The organism is Nonomuraea sp. NPDC051298, from assembly GCF_055586305.1.
On sequence record NZ_JBVJIM010000011.1, the window covers coordinates 195,846 to 211,586 of the forward strand.

Genomic DNA, 15,741 nt, shown 5'->3' on the forward strand with positions numbered 1-15,741 from the left:
GGAGGTCGGAGGCCACTGATGCGCGCACGCGATCTCGCCGTCGAGTTCCCGACGGTCGCTCTCGACACCCCGGCGCTGGAGGCGGCCAGGCTGCTGGCCGAGCGCGACCTGCCGGGGCTCATCCTGGTCGACGACCACGGGCGGCCGTTCAGCATCCTGCCCGGCACGCAGGTGCTGCGCCTGGCGGTGCCCGCCTACTGCCAGGACGATCCGGCGCTGGCCCGGGTGGTCGACGAGGCGCACGCCGACCGGTTCCTGCACCGGCTCGGGGGCAAGACCGTGCGCGAGTGCCTGCCGGAGCAGCCGCGCGAGCTGCCGGTGGCCGACCCGAAGGCGACGGTGCTGGAGCTGGCGGCGCTGATGGCGCGTACGCGCAGCCCGCTGGTGGCGGTGGTGGAGGAGGGCCGCCTGACCGGCGCCGTCACCCTGCAGTCCCTGCTGGACCACGCCCTCCAGCTCTGACCCCGGCCCGCCGCCGGCGGCATCGGGCAGATCGGGGCGGCTCAGGGGCCGGTCAGGAAGGTGGCCAGGGTGGCGCGGTTGCGCTGCAGGTCGTCGATGCGCTCGTCCATGGCCGCCAGCTCGCCGTTCAGGATGTCCCACAGCTCCGCGCACCAGTCGAACTCCGGACGTTCGCCCCGCACGCACGGCAGCACCGTGCGGATCACCTCGGTCGACAGCCCGGCCTTCAGCAGCGCGCACCTGGGCCACGGTGACGACGGCGTCCTCGTCGTAGTTGCGGTAGCCGTTCGTGCCGCGCCCGGCGGCGAGGAGCCCCTGATCCTCGTAGTAGCGCAGCAGCCGCGAGGTGACCCCCGTGCGCCGGGACAGCTCCCCGATCAGCATCTCACCCACCCCGTAGTTTGACCTTTCCATCGGTGTGAAGCTTTAACGTCCAGTCCTGAACACACATTCCGACCACCCTGGAGGGCATCATGTCCACCTTTGTCGTGCACCGCGACGGCCGCGCGGCGAGCGCCGGCGACCTGGCGCCGCTGGCGTTCGCGGGTTACGCCCATTTCACCGCCATGCAGATCCGCGACGGCCGGGTACGCGGCCTCGACCTCCACCTGGCCCGTCTCCGGCACGCCTCCGTCGAGCTGTTCGGCCGGGCGCTGCCCGACGACCGCATCCGGGCCCTGCTGCGGGCCGCCATCCCCGACGGGGCCGACCTCTCGCTGACGGCCACCATTTATTCACCGGCAGGTGAGTTCACCGTCGCGGGGCCGGACGTCGAGCCCGAGGTGCTCGTCCGCACCGGGCCGCCCGCCTCCGGACCCGCCGGGCCGCTCGCGCTGGACGTCGTCGAGCACGAACGCGCCCTCCCGGCCGTCAAGCACGTCGGCGAGGTGGCCAAGACCTACTTCCTGCGCCAGGCCGTGGCCCGGGGCTTCGACGACGCCGCGTTCCTCGACCGCCGTGGCCGGCTCAGCGAGGCGACGATCTGGAACCTGGCCTTCTGGGACGGCTCCACGGTCGTCTGGCCCGAGGCCGAGATGCTGACCGGCGTCACCATGGGCATCGTCCGCCGCCGGCTCGACGGCCTGGGCGTGCCCCAGCAGGTCAGGGAGATCACGCTCGACGACCTGCCCGCGCTGGCCGGCGCCGTGGTGATGAACTCCTGGACGCCGGGCGTGCCAGTGCACCGGATCGGCTCCGTACCCGTCCCCGAGGCGCCGACGTTCCTGCGGCTGCTGCACGAGGCGTACGAGAGCGAGCCCCTCACCGCGCCCTGACCGCCGCAGCCCGCGCCGCCCGCCTGACCTGCGCGCGAGACCAAAGTCGCGGGCCGTACATCGATCGATGTACGACCCCTTTCGCTCCCCAGGACGATCACGGCGGCCCCGCGCACCGGCACAGTTGAGAGCGTGAGCAGACGCATCGACGCACTCGACGTGCTGCGCGGCGTGGCCATCCTGGGCACGCTCGGCACCAACATCTGGATCTTCACCTCTCCCGCCGGCCCCATGGAGCTGCTCGGCGGCGGGAGCGGCGGCGCGGTGGAGACGTTCCTGCGGTTCCTGTCGAACGGCAAGTTCCTCGGGCTGCTCACGCTGCTGTTCGGCGTGGGGCTGGAGCTGCAGTACCGCAGCGCCGTACGCAAGGGGACGACCTGGCCCGGCCGGTACCTGTGGCGGGCGGCGCTGCTGTTCGGCGAGGGCGTGCTGCACTACGTGCTGGTCTTCGAGTTCGACGTGCTGATGGGGTACGCGATCACCTCCGTGGTGGTGGCGTACCTGGTGGGCCGGGGCGCGCGTACGGTCACGACGTGGATGGCAGTCGCGGGCGCGCTGCACGTGGCCGTCGTGGGCCTGGTCACCTTGGGCCTGATGACCGGGCAGGGGCAGGTCACCGGCGCGGCGCCGCCCGGCGGCTGGCTCGACCAGGTGCTGTTCCGGCTGCAGAACCCGGGGATCTTCCGCGCGGAGCTGGTGCTCATCGTGCCGATGGGCATCGTGCTGTTCCTGCTCGGCGCCCGCCTGCTGCGCGCCGGGGTCTTCGAGGAGGGCGGCGCGCGCCTGCGCGGCAGGCTGATCGCCGTCGGGCTCGGCCTGGGGGTGCCGCTGAACCTGTGCACCGCGTTCGGCGGGCCCGGCTGGTTCATGGTCGACCGTTACCTCGTGGCGCCGCTGGTCTCGCTGGGCCTGCTGGGGCTGATCACCTCCATCGTGCTGGGCCTGCGCGGGGCCCCCGGCGTGCTGCGCAGGGGGCTCGGCGGCGTCGGTAGGACCGCGCTGTCCTGCTACGTCTTCCAGAACGTGGCGGCCGGCGTGCTCTGCTACGACTGGGGACTCGGGCTCGCGGACCGGCTCGACGGGTGGCGGCCCTGGTGGGTGCCGGTGGCGTGGGCGGGGATCTGCCTGTCGTTCATGGCGGGCTCGTCCCTGTGGCTGCGCCGCTTCGAGCGCGGGCCGCTGGAGCTGGCCTGGCAGTGGGCCTACCAGGCCCCGTGGCGGACCCGCGATCAGGCCCGCCGGTAGGCGGCCCCCGGGTGGGTGGCGGGCAGGCGGTGCGCGCCGGGGCCGAGCAGCCGTTCGCGCAGCGTCGCGTCGCCGTACGCGGTGCGGTAGCGGCCCCGGCGTTGCAGTTCGGGGACGACGAGGTCGATGAAGTCCTCGGCGGTGCCCGGCGACAGGTACTGCATGAGGTTGAAGCCCGTGGCGCCGCTCTCGTCGGCCCAGCGCTCGATCTCGTCGGCGACCTGACCGGGCGTGCCGGCCACGAAGAACGGCCCGCCCCCGCCGATCCGGCCGACGGAGCCGAGCACGTCGCGCACCCGCAGGCCCCGGCCGACCAGGGGGCGCACGGCCCGCTCGGTGAAGTCGCCGCCGCGGGCCACGATGTCGTCGATCAGCTCCTCCGGTCCGTACGCGGCCAGGTCGATGCCGCTGCCCCGCTGCGCCAGGAACCCCTCCGGCCTGATGTGCCGCCGCAGCTCGGCGACCTTGGCCTCGACCTCCCGTTCCGTGGGCGCGACGATGACGGACGCGCTGGGGAAGAACGTGATGTGCGCGGGATCGCGCCCGAAAGCGGCGGCCCGCCGCCGGGTGTCGGCGATCTCCTCCCGCAGCGCCTCCGGGGAGGCGGCGCCGGTGAACACCGCCTCGGCGTGCCTGGCCGCGAAGTCCTTGCCGCGCTCGGAGTTGCCCGCCTGGTACAGGACGGGGGTGCGCTGCGGCGACGGCTCCGACAGGTGCGGCCCGGCGACCCGGAAGTGTTTGCCCACGTGCTCGATGGCGTGCACCTTGGCCGGGTCGGTGTAGACGGCCCGCTCGCGGTCTCGCAGCACGGCGCCGTCCTCCCAGCTCCCCTCCCACAGCTTGTAGAGCACCTCCAGGTACTCCTCGGCGATCTCGTAGCGCAGGTCGTGTTCGATCTCGTCGTCGAGGCCGAAGTTGCGGGCCGCGCTGCGCAGGTAGGAGGTCACGATGTTCCACGCCACCCGGCCCTTGGTCAGGTGGTCGAGGGTGGACATGCGGCGGGCGTGCGCGAACGGCGGCTCGTACGTGGTGGAGAACGTCACCGCGAACCCCAGGTGCCGCGTCACGGCCGCCATGGCCGGCACCACGAGCAGCGGGTCGTTGGCCGGGATCTGCACGGCCTCGCGGATGGCGGTCTCGGGCCCGCCCCGGTAACGGTCGTAGGCGCCGACGACGTCGGCCAGGAAGACGGCGTCGAACAGGCCGCGCTCCAGCAGCCTGGCCAGGTCCGTCCAGTACTCCAGGTCGGTGTAGCGGTGGCGGTTGTTGGCGGGGTGGGTCCACAGGCCGTGCTGGATGTGGCCCACGCAGTTCATCTCGAACAGGTTGAAGTGGATGAGGCCGCTCATCGGGTGAGGCTCCTGGGTGCGATGCCGTTGAGGTGGTAGTTGCCGACGTCGTGCACCTTGGCCCGCCGCGGGTCGTGCACGGTGTGGGTGCGGGCGTTGCGCCAGTGCCGGTCCAGGTTGAGCGGGCCGCGTACGGCGCTCGCCCCGGCCAGCTCGAACCACTCGCCGGTCACCCGGTTGGCGGCCCGGTCGGCCTGCGCGCGGGCGGCGGCCATCGCGACGGCCGCCTCGTCGGCCAGGTGCTCGAAGTCCTCCGGCAGGGCGGCGCGGGCCCGGTCGACGGCGTCGCCCGCGCTCTCCAGCAGCGCTCGGGCGGCCCTGGTCAGCACGGCCAGCTCGCCGAAGCGCTGTACGACGACCGGGTCCTCCACGACCTTCTCGACCAGCCCTCCGGGCGGGCCGCCAGTGGCGCCGACGCTGCCGTAGCCGCCCCTCAGGTAGCCGCGCAGGAACGCGGCGGCGTCCGCCAGCGCGCCCTCCGCGATGCCGGTGTCGATGGCGGCGTGGATGAGCAGCCCGAAGCTGCGGAAGGTGCCGCCGCCGTCGCGGCGCACTCGCATGACGTGCGCGGCGGGCACGAACACGTCGTCGAGCAGGACGGTGCCGCTGGCCGTCGTCCGCTGCCCGAAGCCGTCCCAGTCGTCCACCACGGTCAGCCCGGGGCTCTCGCGCGGCACGAACGCCACCGTGTAGGTCTCGCCGTCGGCGACCTCTCCGTCAGCGGGGGCGCTGTCGCCCAGCGCGGCGACGGGGACCCAGTGCGCGAACAACGCGCCGGTCGAGTAGATCTTGCGCCCGGAGACGAGGTAGCCGTCCTCGTGCGGGCGCAGCACGGCGCGTTCGCGCTCGCCGCCGGGGCCGCGCGCGTCCACGGCTGCGTTGCCCAGGCGGCGTCCGGCCAGCACCTCGCGGTAGAAGAACGCCCGCTGCTCCTCGGTGCCGAACTCGCGCAGGCAGTCGACGTACCAGAAGTGGTTCTGGGGGATCTGGCCGATGCTGCCGTCGGCCGCCGACAGCTCCCTGATGACCGCGCCGAGCGTCGCCGTACGCACGCCCGCGCCGCCGTGCCCGGCCGGGACGGTGATGCCGAGCAGCCCGCTCTCCGAGAGCGCCTCGACCTCGGCCGCGGGCAGGACGCGCTCGGCGTCGCGCCGCGCGGCCCCCTCGGCGAAGCCGCGGGCCAGCTCGCGGGCGACCTCGACGGCCTCCTCGTCGGTCTTGATCACATGTGCCATGTCACGCCGCCGCCAATCTCGGGATGGCCGCCACCAGTTCCTTCGTGTACGGGTGCGCGGGCGTGCGGAACACGGTCCCGACCGGCCCCTCCTCGACCACGCGCCCGTCCTTCATGACCAGGACCCGATCGCACACGTGGTGCACCACGCCCAGGTCGTGCGAGATGAACAGGTAGGCCACGCCCGTCTCCCGCTGTACGTCCTCCAGCAGGTCGAGCACCTGCGCCTGCACGGACACGTCGAGCGCGGAGACCGGCTCGTCGCACACGATGACCGAGGGCCGCGGCGCCAGGGCGCGGGCGATGGCCACGCGCTGGCGCTGGCCGCCCGACAGCCGCAGCGGCCGCCGGTCGAGGTGCTCGGCGCCGAGCCCGACCAGCTCCAGCAGTTCGACGGAGCGCGCGCGGCGCTCGCCGCGCGGCACGCCCGCGACCGAGAGTGCCTCGGCCAACACCTTGGCCACGGTGTAGCGGGGGTCGAAGGAGGCGAGGGGGTCCTGGTAGACGACCTGTACGTCCCTGCGCGGGGCCGGGTCGCGGCCGGTCCACGCCCTGCCGCGGACCTCGACCGTGCCGGTGTCGGGCCGGGTCAGGCCGAGCGCGATCCGCGCGGTGGTGGTCTTGCCCGACCCCGACTCACCGACGATCCCGAGCGTCTCGGCCGCGCGCAGCTCGAACGACACCTCCTGGACGGCGGCCCGCCCGCCGAAGGACTTCCCGAGGCCCTGGGCCCTGACCACGACCTCGCCGGGCTCGCGCCGGGGCGCGGCGGGGGCGGCGTCGGAGAGCCGGGTGCCCTTGGTGTGCTCGGCGGGGATGGCCCGCAGCAGCCGCCTGGTGTAGTCGTGGGAAGGGGTGCCGAGCACCCGGGCGGTGGGCCCGTGCTCGACGATCCCGCCGTCCTTCATGACCGCGACCCGGTCGGCCAGCCGGGCGACCACCGCCAGGTCGTGGCTGATCACCAGCAGCGACCTGCCCTGGGCCTTGAGCCCGGCCAGCAGGTCGAGGATCTGCGCCTGGACGGTGACGTCCAGGGCGGTGGTGGGCTCGTCGGCGATCACCAGGTGGGGGTCGCCGGCGATGGCGGCGGCGATCAGCGCCCGCTGGCGCAGCCCGCCGGACAGCTCGTGCGGGAGCTGTCCGGCCCGCAGCTCCGGCTCGGGCACGCCGACCGAGGCGAGCAGCTCGTGCACGCGGGCCCGGCGGGCGGCGCCGGACAGGGCGGTGTGGGCGGCCAGCACCTCCTCGATCTCCTTGCCGACCTTGCGCAGCGGGTCGAGCGACACCAGCGCGTCCTGGAGCACGAATCCGATGCGGCTGCCGCGCAGCCTGCGCCAGCCGCGCTCGCGCAGGGCGGTCAGGTCCTGCCCGGCGAAGCTCAGCGCGGCGGCGCTGACCCGGGCGCCCTCGCCGGTGAGGCCGACCAGGGTGCGGGCGGTGACGCTCTTGCCCGAGCCCGACTCCCCCACCAGGGCCAGGCACTCCCCCGCCCCGATCTCGAACGACACTCCGCGCACGACCTGGGCCGCGCCGAAGGCGACGCGCAGATCGTCCACCTTCACCACGCTCACGAGGTCCTCCCTTCCGATCGCAGTCTGAGCGCCCGGCCGACCACGGTCACGCTGATCACCGTCAGCGTGATCGCGGCGCCGGGGAAGAGGCCGTACCACCAGGCCCGTGAGATGAAGTTGCGGGCGGTGGACAGCATGGAGCCCCACTCGGGCTCCGGCGGCGGCGTGCCGAGCCCGAGGAAGCTCAGCGCCGACCCGGCCACCAGGGCGGTCCCGACGCCGATGGTGGCCAGGACGAGCACCGGCTTGACGGCGTTGGGCAGCACGTGCCGCAGGATCACCCGTGGCGCCGTCAGGCCGAGCGCGTACGCCGCCTCGACGTAGCTCGACCTGCGCACGGCCAACGTCTGGGCGCGCACCAGGCGCGCGTACGACGGGATGTTGGCCACGCCGATGGCCAGCATCGCGTTGGCGGTGCCGCCGCCCGCGACGGTGATGACCACCAGCGCCAGCAGCAGCTCGGGGAAGGCCAGGCCGACGTCCGACAGGCGCATGATGACGTTCTCCACGACCCGGTTGCCCAGCCCGGCGGCCAGGCCGAGCAGCCCGCCGAAGACGAGCGCTACGGCGATCGCGCCGAAGCCGAGCAGCAGCGAGGTACGCGTGCCGTACACGATGCGGGCCAGCACGTCCCTGCCGTTCTCGTCGGTGCCGAGCAGGTGCTCGGCGCTCGGGGGCCGCAGGGTCCCGCCGCTGTCCACGGCCAGCGGGTCCTGGCCGGTGAACAGGTGCGGCACGAGCGCGGCCAGCACCAGCGCCACCAGGACGGCGGCGGCGAGGTAGACGCCCGGGCGGTTCACGCGGCCTCCTTCAGCCGGGGGTCGATGGCCAGGTAGAGCAGGTCCACGACGAGGTTGACCAGCACGTAGACCAGCGCGGACAGCAGCACCACGCCGAGCACGACCGGCAGGTCCTTGGCGTTGACCGCCGTGACGAGCAGGCGGCCGATGCCCTGGCGGGTGAAGAGCGTCTCGGTGACGACCGCGCCGCCGAGCAGCGCGCCGACCCAGAAGCCGGTCATCGTGACGAGCGGGGTCAGGGCGTGCCTGAGCGCGTGGCGCAGCCGTACGGCCGTGTCGGTCAGCCCCCGGGCCCTGGCGCTGACGACGAACGGCTCGTCCAGCACCTCCTCCAGCGCCTCGCGCAGGACGTGGCCGAGGACGCCCGCGATGGGCAGGGCCAGGCAGAGCGCGGGCAGCACCAGCGAGGCCGGCCCCTGCCCGCCGGTCGCGGGGAACAGCCGCAGCCCGAAGGAGAAGACGGTCAGCAGCACGATGCCCAGCCAGAACGTCGGGGTGGAGGCCGCCACCAGCTCCGCCCCCGCGGCCAGCCCGCGCAGCCAGCGCCGCCGCTTGGCGGTGGCCAGCGCGAGCACGACGGCCAGCAGCAGGCCGGTGACGGCGGCGGCCAGCGCCAGCTCGACGGTGGCGGCGGCCTGCTCGCCGATGGCCTGGGTGACCGGGCTGCGCAGCCGGTAGGAGGTGCCGAAGTCGCCGCGCAGGATGCGCCACAGGTGTGAGGCGTACTGGGCGTACCAGGGGCGGTCGAGGCCGTACTCGGCGCGGACCTGGGCGAGCACCTCCGGGGTCGGGGCGGCGCCCTCACCCCCGACGATGGCCTCGGCCGGATCGCCGGGGGTGAAGTGCACCACCAGGAAGGTCAGGGTCGCCGCGCCCCACAGTACGCCGACCCCGGCCAGCAGGCGCCATCCGATGAAGGCCAGGGTCCTCATTCGTCCAGCCACGTGTCGTAGAAGTACGGCGAGGGGTAGGCGGGGGTGAAGGCCAGGTCGCGGACCCTGTTGTGGTAGGCGACCGGGCGCGGGTCGTCGTAGAACGGGATGGCCGGCGCCAGCTCCAGGAGCCTGGCCTGCGCCTGGTTGTACAGCTCGGTGCGGTCGGCCTGGCCGGTGGCGCGTCTGGCCCGCTCCAGCAGGTCGTCCAGCCGGGCGTCCGACAGGCGGGCGGTGTTCTGGCCGCGCCGTTCCGCGGTGGTGATGTTCTTGGAGGAGTACTGGATCCAGAGCACGTCGGCGGTGTTGGTGGCCCACAGGCCGGAGGCGAGGTCGTAGTCGCCCTTGGTCGAGCGGTCGGTCAGCTCCTGCTCGGGCGGCGTCTGGATCTGGATGTCCAGGCCGATCTTCCTGGCCGCCGCCTGGGTCTGCACGGCGATCTGCATGCGCTGGGCGGGGAAGTTGGCCGCGATCGGGAAGTACGCGGTCAGCCGCTTTCCGTCCTTGAGCCGGATGCCGTCCTTGTCCCGGCCGGTCCAGCCGGCCTCGTCGAGCAGCCGGGCGGCCGCGGCCGGGTCGTGGGCGATGGTGCCGGCCAGGCCCTTGGCGTAGCCGGGGGTGGAGGAGGTGACGAAGCCCTGGGCGACCTGGTACTGGCCGAAGGAGACGCCCTGGATGATCGAGTCGCGGTCCACGGCGGCCAGCAGCGCCTGGCGCACCCTGATGTCGTCGAACGGGGGACGCGAGGTGTTCAGCCAGAACGACATCGGGTGCCCCGGCCGGATCGCGGTGAGGAAGCCGAGGTCGGGGTTGGCCTTGACGTCCTCGACGTTCTGCGGCGGGGTGAAGTCGATGGCGTCGACCTCGCCGGCGGCCAGCGCGTTGTAGCGGGTGGCGTCCTCGGCCAGGAAGCGGATCTCCAGCTTCTCCAGGTAGGCGGGGCCGGTGTGCTTGGCGCTCTTCGGGCCCCAGTTGTAGTCGGGGTTGCGGTGGTAGGTGATGCTCTGGCCCTTGGTCCACTTGTCGAACACGAACGGCCCCGAGCCGATCGGGTGCTCGCAGATGGTCTCGGGCGCCTCCTTGATCTGCTTGGGCGAGATCATGCCGAGGTAGCCCTGCGCGAGGATGTCGAGGAACGGCGCGTACGGCGACGACAGCCGCACCTTCAGCGTGTGCTCGTCGACGACCTCGGCGTCCTCGTAGGGCGCGATGTACGCGGCGGCCAGCGGCGACTTGGTCGCCGGGTCCTTCATGTGCTCGAAGTTGGCCTTCAGCGCCTCGGCGTCCCAGACGGCTCCGTCGTGGAACTTCACCCCTTGGCGGAGCTTGAAGGTGTAGGTCAGCCCGTCGTCGGAGATCTCCCAGGCGTCGGCCAGCCACGGCTGGATCGTGCCGTCGGCGTCGAACCACACCAGCGAGTCGGAGACCGGCACCGTGGCCACCGGCCCGTCGGAGCTGGCGTTGCCGTGCGGGTCCAGGCAGGGCGGCTCCTGCCCGTTCTCGCCCAGGACGAGTGTGCCGCCGGGCTTCGGGGCGCCGGACGGGCCGGCCGCGCCGCCGGAGACCTGCGCGGCGCCGCCGCACCCGGCAACCAGCAGGGCGGTCAGGAGGGGGATGGCGAGGACGGCGAGTTTCTTGGTCATGTGTCAGCTCACCCAGGTGTCGTGGAAGGTGACCGCGCCGTAGGCGTAGTCCCAGGTCAGCCCGTGCACCTTGGTACGCGAGGAGACCAGGCTCGGCCGGTCGTACAGGGGGATGGCGGGTGCGAGCCCGACCAGGCGGGCCTGCGCCTGGTCGTAGATCGCGGCGCGTTCGGCGGCGTCGGTGCTCTGCCTGGCCTTTTCGAGCAGCTCGTCGAGCTGGTCGTCGGCGAGCCTGGTGGTGTTCTGGCCGCGCCGCTCGGCGGTGGTGATGTTCTCGGAGGAGTACTGGATCCAGAGGACGTCGGCGGTGTTGGTGGTCCAGATGCCGACCGAGACGTCGAAGTCGCCCTTGGCGGTGCGGTCGGACGAGACCTGGGCGGTGACGTTCTCGATCTTGAGCTCGACGCCCAGTTTCGCGGCGGTGGCCTGGGTCTGCACCAGGATCTGGGTGTTCTGCGGATTGACGCCCGTGTCGAGGGCGACGGCGGTCAGCCGCCGGCCGTCCTTGACGCGGATGCCGTCCGAGCCCTTGGCCGTCCAGCCGGCCTCGTCCAGCAGCGCGGCGGCCCTGGCCGGGTCGTGGGCGATGCCGCCGGACTCGGCGTGGTCGGGGGTGGAGGGGGTGACGAAGCCGGTGGCGACGTTCCACTGGCCGAAGGAGACGCTGCCGATGATGGCCTCGCGGTCCACGGCGAGCGTGAGCGCCTGGCGTACCCGCTGGTCGGAGAGGGGGGCGCGGCCGGTGTTGAGCCAGACCGAGAACGGGTGTCCCGGCCGGTCGACGGTGTCGAAGGCGAGGTCGGGGTTGGCCTTGACGTCCTCGACGTTCTGCGGCGGGGTGTTGTCGATCACGTCGACCTCGCCTGCGAGCAGGGCGTTGTAGCGGGTGGCGTCCTCGGCGAGGAAGCGGATCTCCAGCCGGTCGAGGTAGGCCGGTCCGCCGCGCCCGGCCGGGCCCCAGGCGTAGCCGGGGTTCCTGCGGTAGGCGATGCTCTGGCCCTTGGTCCACTTGTCGAACACGAACGGCCCCGACCCGATCGGGTGCTCGCAGGTGCTCGCCGGGTCCTCCTTGAGCTGCTCGGGCGAGATCATCGCCAGGTACGACTGCGCGAGCACGTTGAGGAAGGCCGAGTACGGCGAGGACAGCCGCACCCTCAGCGTGTGCTCGTCGACGACCTCGGCGTCCTGGTAGGGCGCGATGTACGCGGCGGCCAGCGGCGACTTGGTCGCCGGGTCCCTCATGTGCTCGAAGTTGGCCTTCAGCGCCTCGGCGTCCCAGGCCGACCCGTCGTGGAACCGTACGCCCTGCCGCAGGGTGAAGGTGTAGGTGAGGCCGTCGTCCGAGATCTGCCACGCGGACGCCAGCCAGGGCTTGAGGTTGCCGTCGGCGTCCTGCCACAGCAGCGAGTCGAAGATCGGGCGGCCGACGACCGTGGTGTTGGTGGTGGACAACTGGTGGGGGTCGAGGCAGGCGGGCTCGTCGCCGTTCTCGCCGAGCACGAGCGTGCCTCCGGGCTTGGGGGAACCTTCGGCTGCCCCACCGGCGGCGGGCCCACTGGCGGGCCCATTGGCAGGCACGTTGCCGCACGCGGTCAGCGCCGTCGCGAGCAGGGCCGTGACGAGCGGCAGTTTCGAGCGGGTGCGCATGGGCGTCCTTAAACAGGTATTGCCTACCTGCATTGCAGGGATTACGGTGAACCATAACGTAACACGCAGAACGGACGAAACAACATGACCCACGTGATCGCCGACGACGCCGAGGCGCTGGCGGCGGCCAGGGAGCTGGCCGGGGAGTTCGCGGCGCAGGCGGCCGACCGCGACGCCGAGCGCCGCCTGCCCGAGGCGGAACTCGACCGGCTGTCGGCCCGGGGGCTGCTCGCGATCACCGTGCCGCGCGCGTACGGCGGCGCCGACGTGAGCGCGCGCACGGTCGCCGAGGTGTTCAGACTGCTGGCCGCCGCCGACCCCAACATCGCGCAGATCCCGCAGAGCCACTTCGTCTACGTCAACGTGCTGCGCCGCCAGGGCACGCCGGAGCAGCGGAAGTTCTTCTTCGCCGAGGTGCTCGACGGAAAGCGGTTCGGCAACGCGCAGTCGGAGGCGGGCACCAAGCACGTCCAGGACTACCGGACCTCGCTGGTGGCGGCCCCCGGCGGGGGCTTCCTGCTGAACGGCACCAAGCACTACAGCACCGGCGCGCTGTTCGCGCACTGGATCCCGGTCCTGGCCCGGCGCGAGGACCGGACGCTGCACGTGGCGTACGTGCCCCGCGACGCCCCCGGCCTGACCGTCGTCGACGACTGGGACGGCATGGGCCAGCGCACCACCGCCAGCGGCACGGTGCGGCTCGAGGACGTGCCCGTGCCCGAGGGGCGGGTGGTCCCCCATCACCTGACGTTCGAGGGGCCGCAGCTCCACGGCGCGTACGCGCAGCTCCTGCACGCCGCCATCGACGTCGGCATCGCCGGGGGCGCGCTGGAGGAGGCCCTGGAGTTCGTCCGCACCAAGGCCAGGCCGTGGTTCGAGAGCGGCCAGGAGCGGGCGGCCGACGACCCGCTCGTCATCCAGCGGGCCGGCGAGCTGGCCGTCAAGGTACGCGCCGCCGAGGCCCTGCTCGACGCCGCCGGCACCGCCGTGGACGCCGCTGGGGACGACCTGACCGACGAGTCGGCCGCCGCCGCCTCGATCGCGGTGGCCACCGCCAAGGCGTTCGCCGACCCGGTGGCCGTGGAGCTGGGCAACGCGATCTTCGAGCTGGGCGGCACCCGGTCCAGCCTGAACGGGCTCAACCTGCACCGCCACTGGCGCAACGCGCGTACGCACACCCTGCACGACCCGGCCCGCTGGAAGATCCAGCACATCGGCCGGTACGTACTCGACGGCCGCTTCCCGCCCCGGCACGGCCTGCTCTAGGAGACGAGACGATGACCCTGATGTTCCACTGGTTCCTGCCCACGTACGGCGACAGCCGCGACGTCGTGGGCGGAGGACACGGGCTGCCGGCGGGCGCGGCCGGTGGCGCCCGCCCCGCCACCCTGCCCTACCTGCGGCAGATCGTGCACGCGGCCGAGCAGGTCGGCTTCGAAGGGGCGCTGACGCCCACCGGCGCGTGGTGCGAGGACGCCTGGCTGACCACGGCCATGCTGGCCGACACCACCGAGCGGCTGAAGTTCCTGGTGGCCTTCCGCCCCGGGCTGGTCTCCCCCACGCTGGCCGCGCAGATGGCGGCCACCTTCCAGTGGCACTCGCGCGGGCGGCTGCTGCTCAACGTGGTGACCGGCGGCGAGCCCCACGAGCAGCGCGCCTACGGCGACTTCCTGGACAAGGACGACCGCTACGCGCGCACCGACGAGTTCCTGCACGTGGTGCGCTCGCTGTGGCGGGGCGAGACGGTGACCCACGAGGGCGCGCACCTGCGGGTCGAGCAGGCCCGGCTGAACCGGCTGCCCGCACCGGTGCCCGACGTCTACTTCGGCGGCTCGTCGGCCGCGGCGGGGCCGGTGGCGGCGCGGCACGCGGACGCGTACCTCACCTGGGGCGAGCCGCCGGCCGCGGTGTCCGAGAAGCTCGCCTGGGTGAACGGGCTGGCCGCCGCCGAGGGCCGTACGCTCTGGCACGGCATCCGGCTGCACGTCATCTCCCGCGACACCGCCGAGCAGGCGTGGGCCCAGGCCCGCAGGCTGCTCGACGGCATCGACCCGGCCACCGTCCAGAAGGTGCAGGCGGGGCTGGCCCGCAGCGAGTCGGAGGGGCAGAAGCGCATGCTGGCCCTGCACGGCGGCAGGCGCGACGACCTGGAGATCTACCCCAACCTGTGGGCGGGCGTCGGGCTGGTGCGCGGCGGCGCGGGCACGGCGCTGGTCGGCAGCCACACCGAGGTGGCCGACCGCATCGAGGAGTACCACCGGCTCGGGCTCACCGAGTTCGTGCTGTCCGGGTACCCGCACCTGGAGGAGGCGTACTGGTTCGGCGAGGGCGTGCTGCCCATCCTGCGCGAGCGCGGCCTGTGGAGCCACCCCGGGCAGCACTCCCCCGACGAGCCCGCCCCGGTCCCGTTCGCCGCGGCGGGAGCCCGGTGACCACCCTCGCGGAGCTGCGGCGGCGGGCCGCGGAGCTGCTGCCCGAGCTGGCGGAGGGCGCCGCGGAGCGTGAGCTGTCCCGGGAGCTGCCCAGGGCGCAGATCCGCGCGCTGGCCGCCGCGGAGCTGTTCACGTTCAGGATTCCGCCCGAGCACGGCGGGGCCGGCGCGGGCGTGGCGGAGGTCTTCGACTTCCTCATCGGCCTGGCCGCCGCCGACTCCAACGTCGCCCAGGCCGTACGCTCCAGCTACGGCCGGGTCGAGCACCTGCTCACCGCCTCGGAGCCGGAGCGCGAGCGCTGGTTCCCGCGCTACCTGGCCGGTGACGTCTTCGGCAACGCCGGCTGGGAGATCGGCGGCGCCAACGGCGAGGTACGCACCCGCATCACCCGCGACGGCACGGTGACCGGCAGCAAGTACTACAGCACCGGCGCGCTCTACGCCGACTGGATCAGCCTGGCCGCCGTGGACGACGACGGCGAGAAGGTGTTCTTCACCCTGCCGCGCGACCGCGAGGGGCTGGAGCTCCTCGACGACTTCGACGGCATCGGCCAGCGGCTGACCGCCAGCGGCACCACCCGGCTGAACGCGGTCAAGGTGCTGCCCGAGGAGTTCGTCAAGCGGCCGGGGGACGCGGGGCGCTCGCCGGTCGGCCCGTTCATGCAGCTCTACCTGGCCGCCGTGGAGGCGGGGATCGCCCGTGCCGCGCTCGCCGACGCGGTGGCCTTCACCAGGGAGCGGGCCCGCCCCATCGAGCACAGCGGCGCGGCCAGGTCGGTGGACGACCCGTACGTGCGGCACGCCGTGGGTGAGATCTCCGCGCGGGCGTACGCGGCGGAGTCGGCCGTGCTGCGGGCCGCCGAGAGCATCGACCGCGCCTGGTCCGGCGGGCTCGACCCCGGCCTGCTCACCGACGCGACGGTCGAGGTGGCCCAGGCCCAGTACGTGGCCGTCGAGTCCGCGCTGAAGGCCGCCGAGCTGGTGTTCGACGTGGGCGGCGGCTCCGCGGTGGCCCGCCGCCACAACCTCGACCGGCACTGGCGCAACGCCAGGACCGTCGCCAACCACAATCCGCGCGCGTGGAAGGCCGCCGTGGTCGGCGCCTATCGCCTGACCGGCGCGCAACCTCCGCTGAACGGCCTCTTCTGAAGGG

General features: G+C 73.2%; 14 protein-coding genes and 1 pseudogene. 6 read left to right on the forward strand and 9 right to left on the reverse strand.

The genetic code is table 11. The features are described 5' to 3' along the window. The first annotated feature begins 18 nt into the window (after positions 1-18). Positions 19-462: a CBS domain-containing protein gene (locus ACZ6S0_RS29325; RefSeq protein WP_344872167.1), complete on the forward strand. Its 444-nt coding sequence runs from the start codon at positions 19-21 to the stop codon at positions 460-462. Positions 463-503: 41 nt separating this feature from the next. Here ACZ6S0_RS29325 and ACZ6S0_RS29330 read toward each other — a convergent pair whose 3' ends face one another. Both ACZ6S0_RS29330 and ACZ6S0_RS29335 read right to left on the reverse strand, forming a co-directional pair. Beyond that, positions 504-668, reverse strand: coding sequence for a hypothetical protein (locus ACZ6S0_RS29330; RefSeq protein WP_465922531.1), 165 nt, complete (start codon positions 666-668; stop codon positions 504-506). Between the two features lie 85 nt (positions 669-753). Next, a pseudogene (locus tag ACZ6S0_RS29335) lies at positions 754-876 on the reverse strand (MerR family DNA-binding transcriptional regulator); the annotation flags it as partial. Positions 877-935: 59 nt separating this feature from the next. Here ACZ6S0_RS29335 and ACZ6S0_RS29340 point away from each other — a divergent pair. Next, entirely contained in the window at positions 936-1,736 is an 801-nt protein-coding gene (locus tag ACZ6S0_RS29340) for an aminotransferase class IV family protein (protein ID WP_465922532.1), read from the forward strand. Between the two features lie 132 nt (positions 1,737-1,868). Then, on the forward strand, positions 1,869-2,981 hold the full coding sequence (locus ACZ6S0_RS29345) for a DUF418 domain-containing protein (RefSeq protein ID WP_465922533.1): 1,113 nt from the start codon (positions 1,869-1,871) through the stop codon (positions 2,979-2,981). Here ACZ6S0_RS29345 and ACZ6S0_RS29350 read toward each other — a convergent pair. Genes ACZ6S0_RS29350 through ACZ6S0_RS29380 form a run of 7 tightly spaced genes read right to left on the reverse strand, consistent with a single transcriptional unit; the run spans position 2,966 to position 12,157 of the window. Continuing rightward, a complete protein-coding gene (locus tag ACZ6S0_RS29350; protein ID WP_465922534.1) occupies positions 2,966-4,330 on the reverse strand; it encodes an LLM class flavin-dependent oxidoreductase in 1,365 nt (454 codons plus the stop codon). The genes ACZ6S0_RS29345 and ACZ6S0_RS29350 overlap by 16 nt on opposite strands. After that, positions 4,327-5,565 carry an SfnB family sulfur acquisition oxidoreductase gene (locus tag ACZ6S0_RS29355; RefSeq protein WP_465922535.1) on the reverse strand — a complete coding sequence of 413 codons (1,239 nt, stop codon included), beginning with the start codon at positions 5,563-5,565 and terminating at the stop codon, positions 4,327-4,329. Before ACZ6S0_RS29355 ends, ACZ6S0_RS29350 begins: the two co-directional genes overlap by 4 nt. A gap of 1 nt (position 5,566) precedes the next feature. Continuing rightward, a complete protein-coding gene (locus tag ACZ6S0_RS29360; protein ID WP_465922536.1) occupies positions 5,567-7,135 on the reverse strand; it encodes a dipeptide ABC transporter ATP-binding protein in 1,569 nt (522 codons plus the stop codon). Next, entirely contained in the window at positions 7,132-7,935 is an 804-nt protein-coding gene (locus ACZ6S0_RS29365; RefSeq protein ID WP_465922537.1) for an ABC transporter permease, read from the reverse strand. The genes ACZ6S0_RS29360 and ACZ6S0_RS29365 overlap by 4 nt, the downstream gene beginning before the upstream one ends. Next, positions 7,932-8,867 (reverse strand): ABC transporter permease, encoded by a 936-nt coding sequence (locus ACZ6S0_RS29370; protein WP_465922538.1) that lies wholly within the window; start codon positions 8,865-8,867, stop codon positions 7,932-7,934. Before ACZ6S0_RS29370 ends, ACZ6S0_RS29365 begins: the two co-directional genes overlap by 4 nt. Continuing rightward, positions 8,864-10,510: an ABC transporter substrate-binding protein gene (locus ACZ6S0_RS29375; protein ID WP_465922539.1), complete on the reverse strand. Its 1,647-nt coding sequence runs from the start codon at positions 10,508-10,510 to the stop codon at positions 8,864-8,866. Before ACZ6S0_RS29375 ends, ACZ6S0_RS29370 begins: the two co-directional genes overlap by 4 nt. 3 nt (positions 10,511-10,513) lie before the next feature. Further along, on the reverse strand, positions 10,514-12,157 hold the full coding sequence (locus ACZ6S0_RS29380) for an ABC transporter substrate-binding protein (protein ID WP_465922540.1): 1,644 nt from the start codon (positions 12,155-12,157) through the stop codon (positions 10,514-10,516). Positions 12,158-12,241: 84 nt separating this feature from the next. On the opposite strand from ACZ6S0_RS29380, the gene ACZ6S0_RS29385 reads away from it, so the two are divergent. The 3 genes from ACZ6S0_RS29385 to ACZ6S0_RS29395 are packed head-to-tail and all read left to right on the forward strand — an operon-like array spanning position 12,242 to position 15,737. Beyond that, positions 12,242-13,423 carry an SfnB family sulfur acquisition oxidoreductase gene (locus tag ACZ6S0_RS29385; RefSeq protein WP_465922541.1) on the forward strand — a complete coding sequence of 394 codons (1,182 nt, stop codon included), beginning with the start codon at positions 12,242-12,244 and terminating at the stop codon, positions 13,421-13,423. Between the two features lie 11 nt (positions 13,424-13,434). Then, positions 13,435-14,589 carry an LLM class flavin-dependent oxidoreductase gene (locus ACZ6S0_RS29390; RefSeq protein WP_465922542.1) on the forward strand — a complete coding sequence of 385 codons (1,155 nt, stop codon included), beginning with the start codon at positions 13,435-13,437 and terminating at the stop codon, positions 14,587-14,589. Then, on the forward strand, positions 14,586-15,737 hold the full coding sequence (locus tag ACZ6S0_RS29395) for an acyl-CoA dehydrogenase family protein (RefSeq protein ID WP_465922543.1): 1,152 nt from the start codon (positions 14,586-14,588) through the stop codon (positions 15,735-15,737). The genes ACZ6S0_RS29390 and ACZ6S0_RS29395 overlap by 4 nt, the downstream gene beginning before the upstream one ends. The last annotated feature ends 4 nt before the right edge of the window (positions 15,738-15,741 follow it).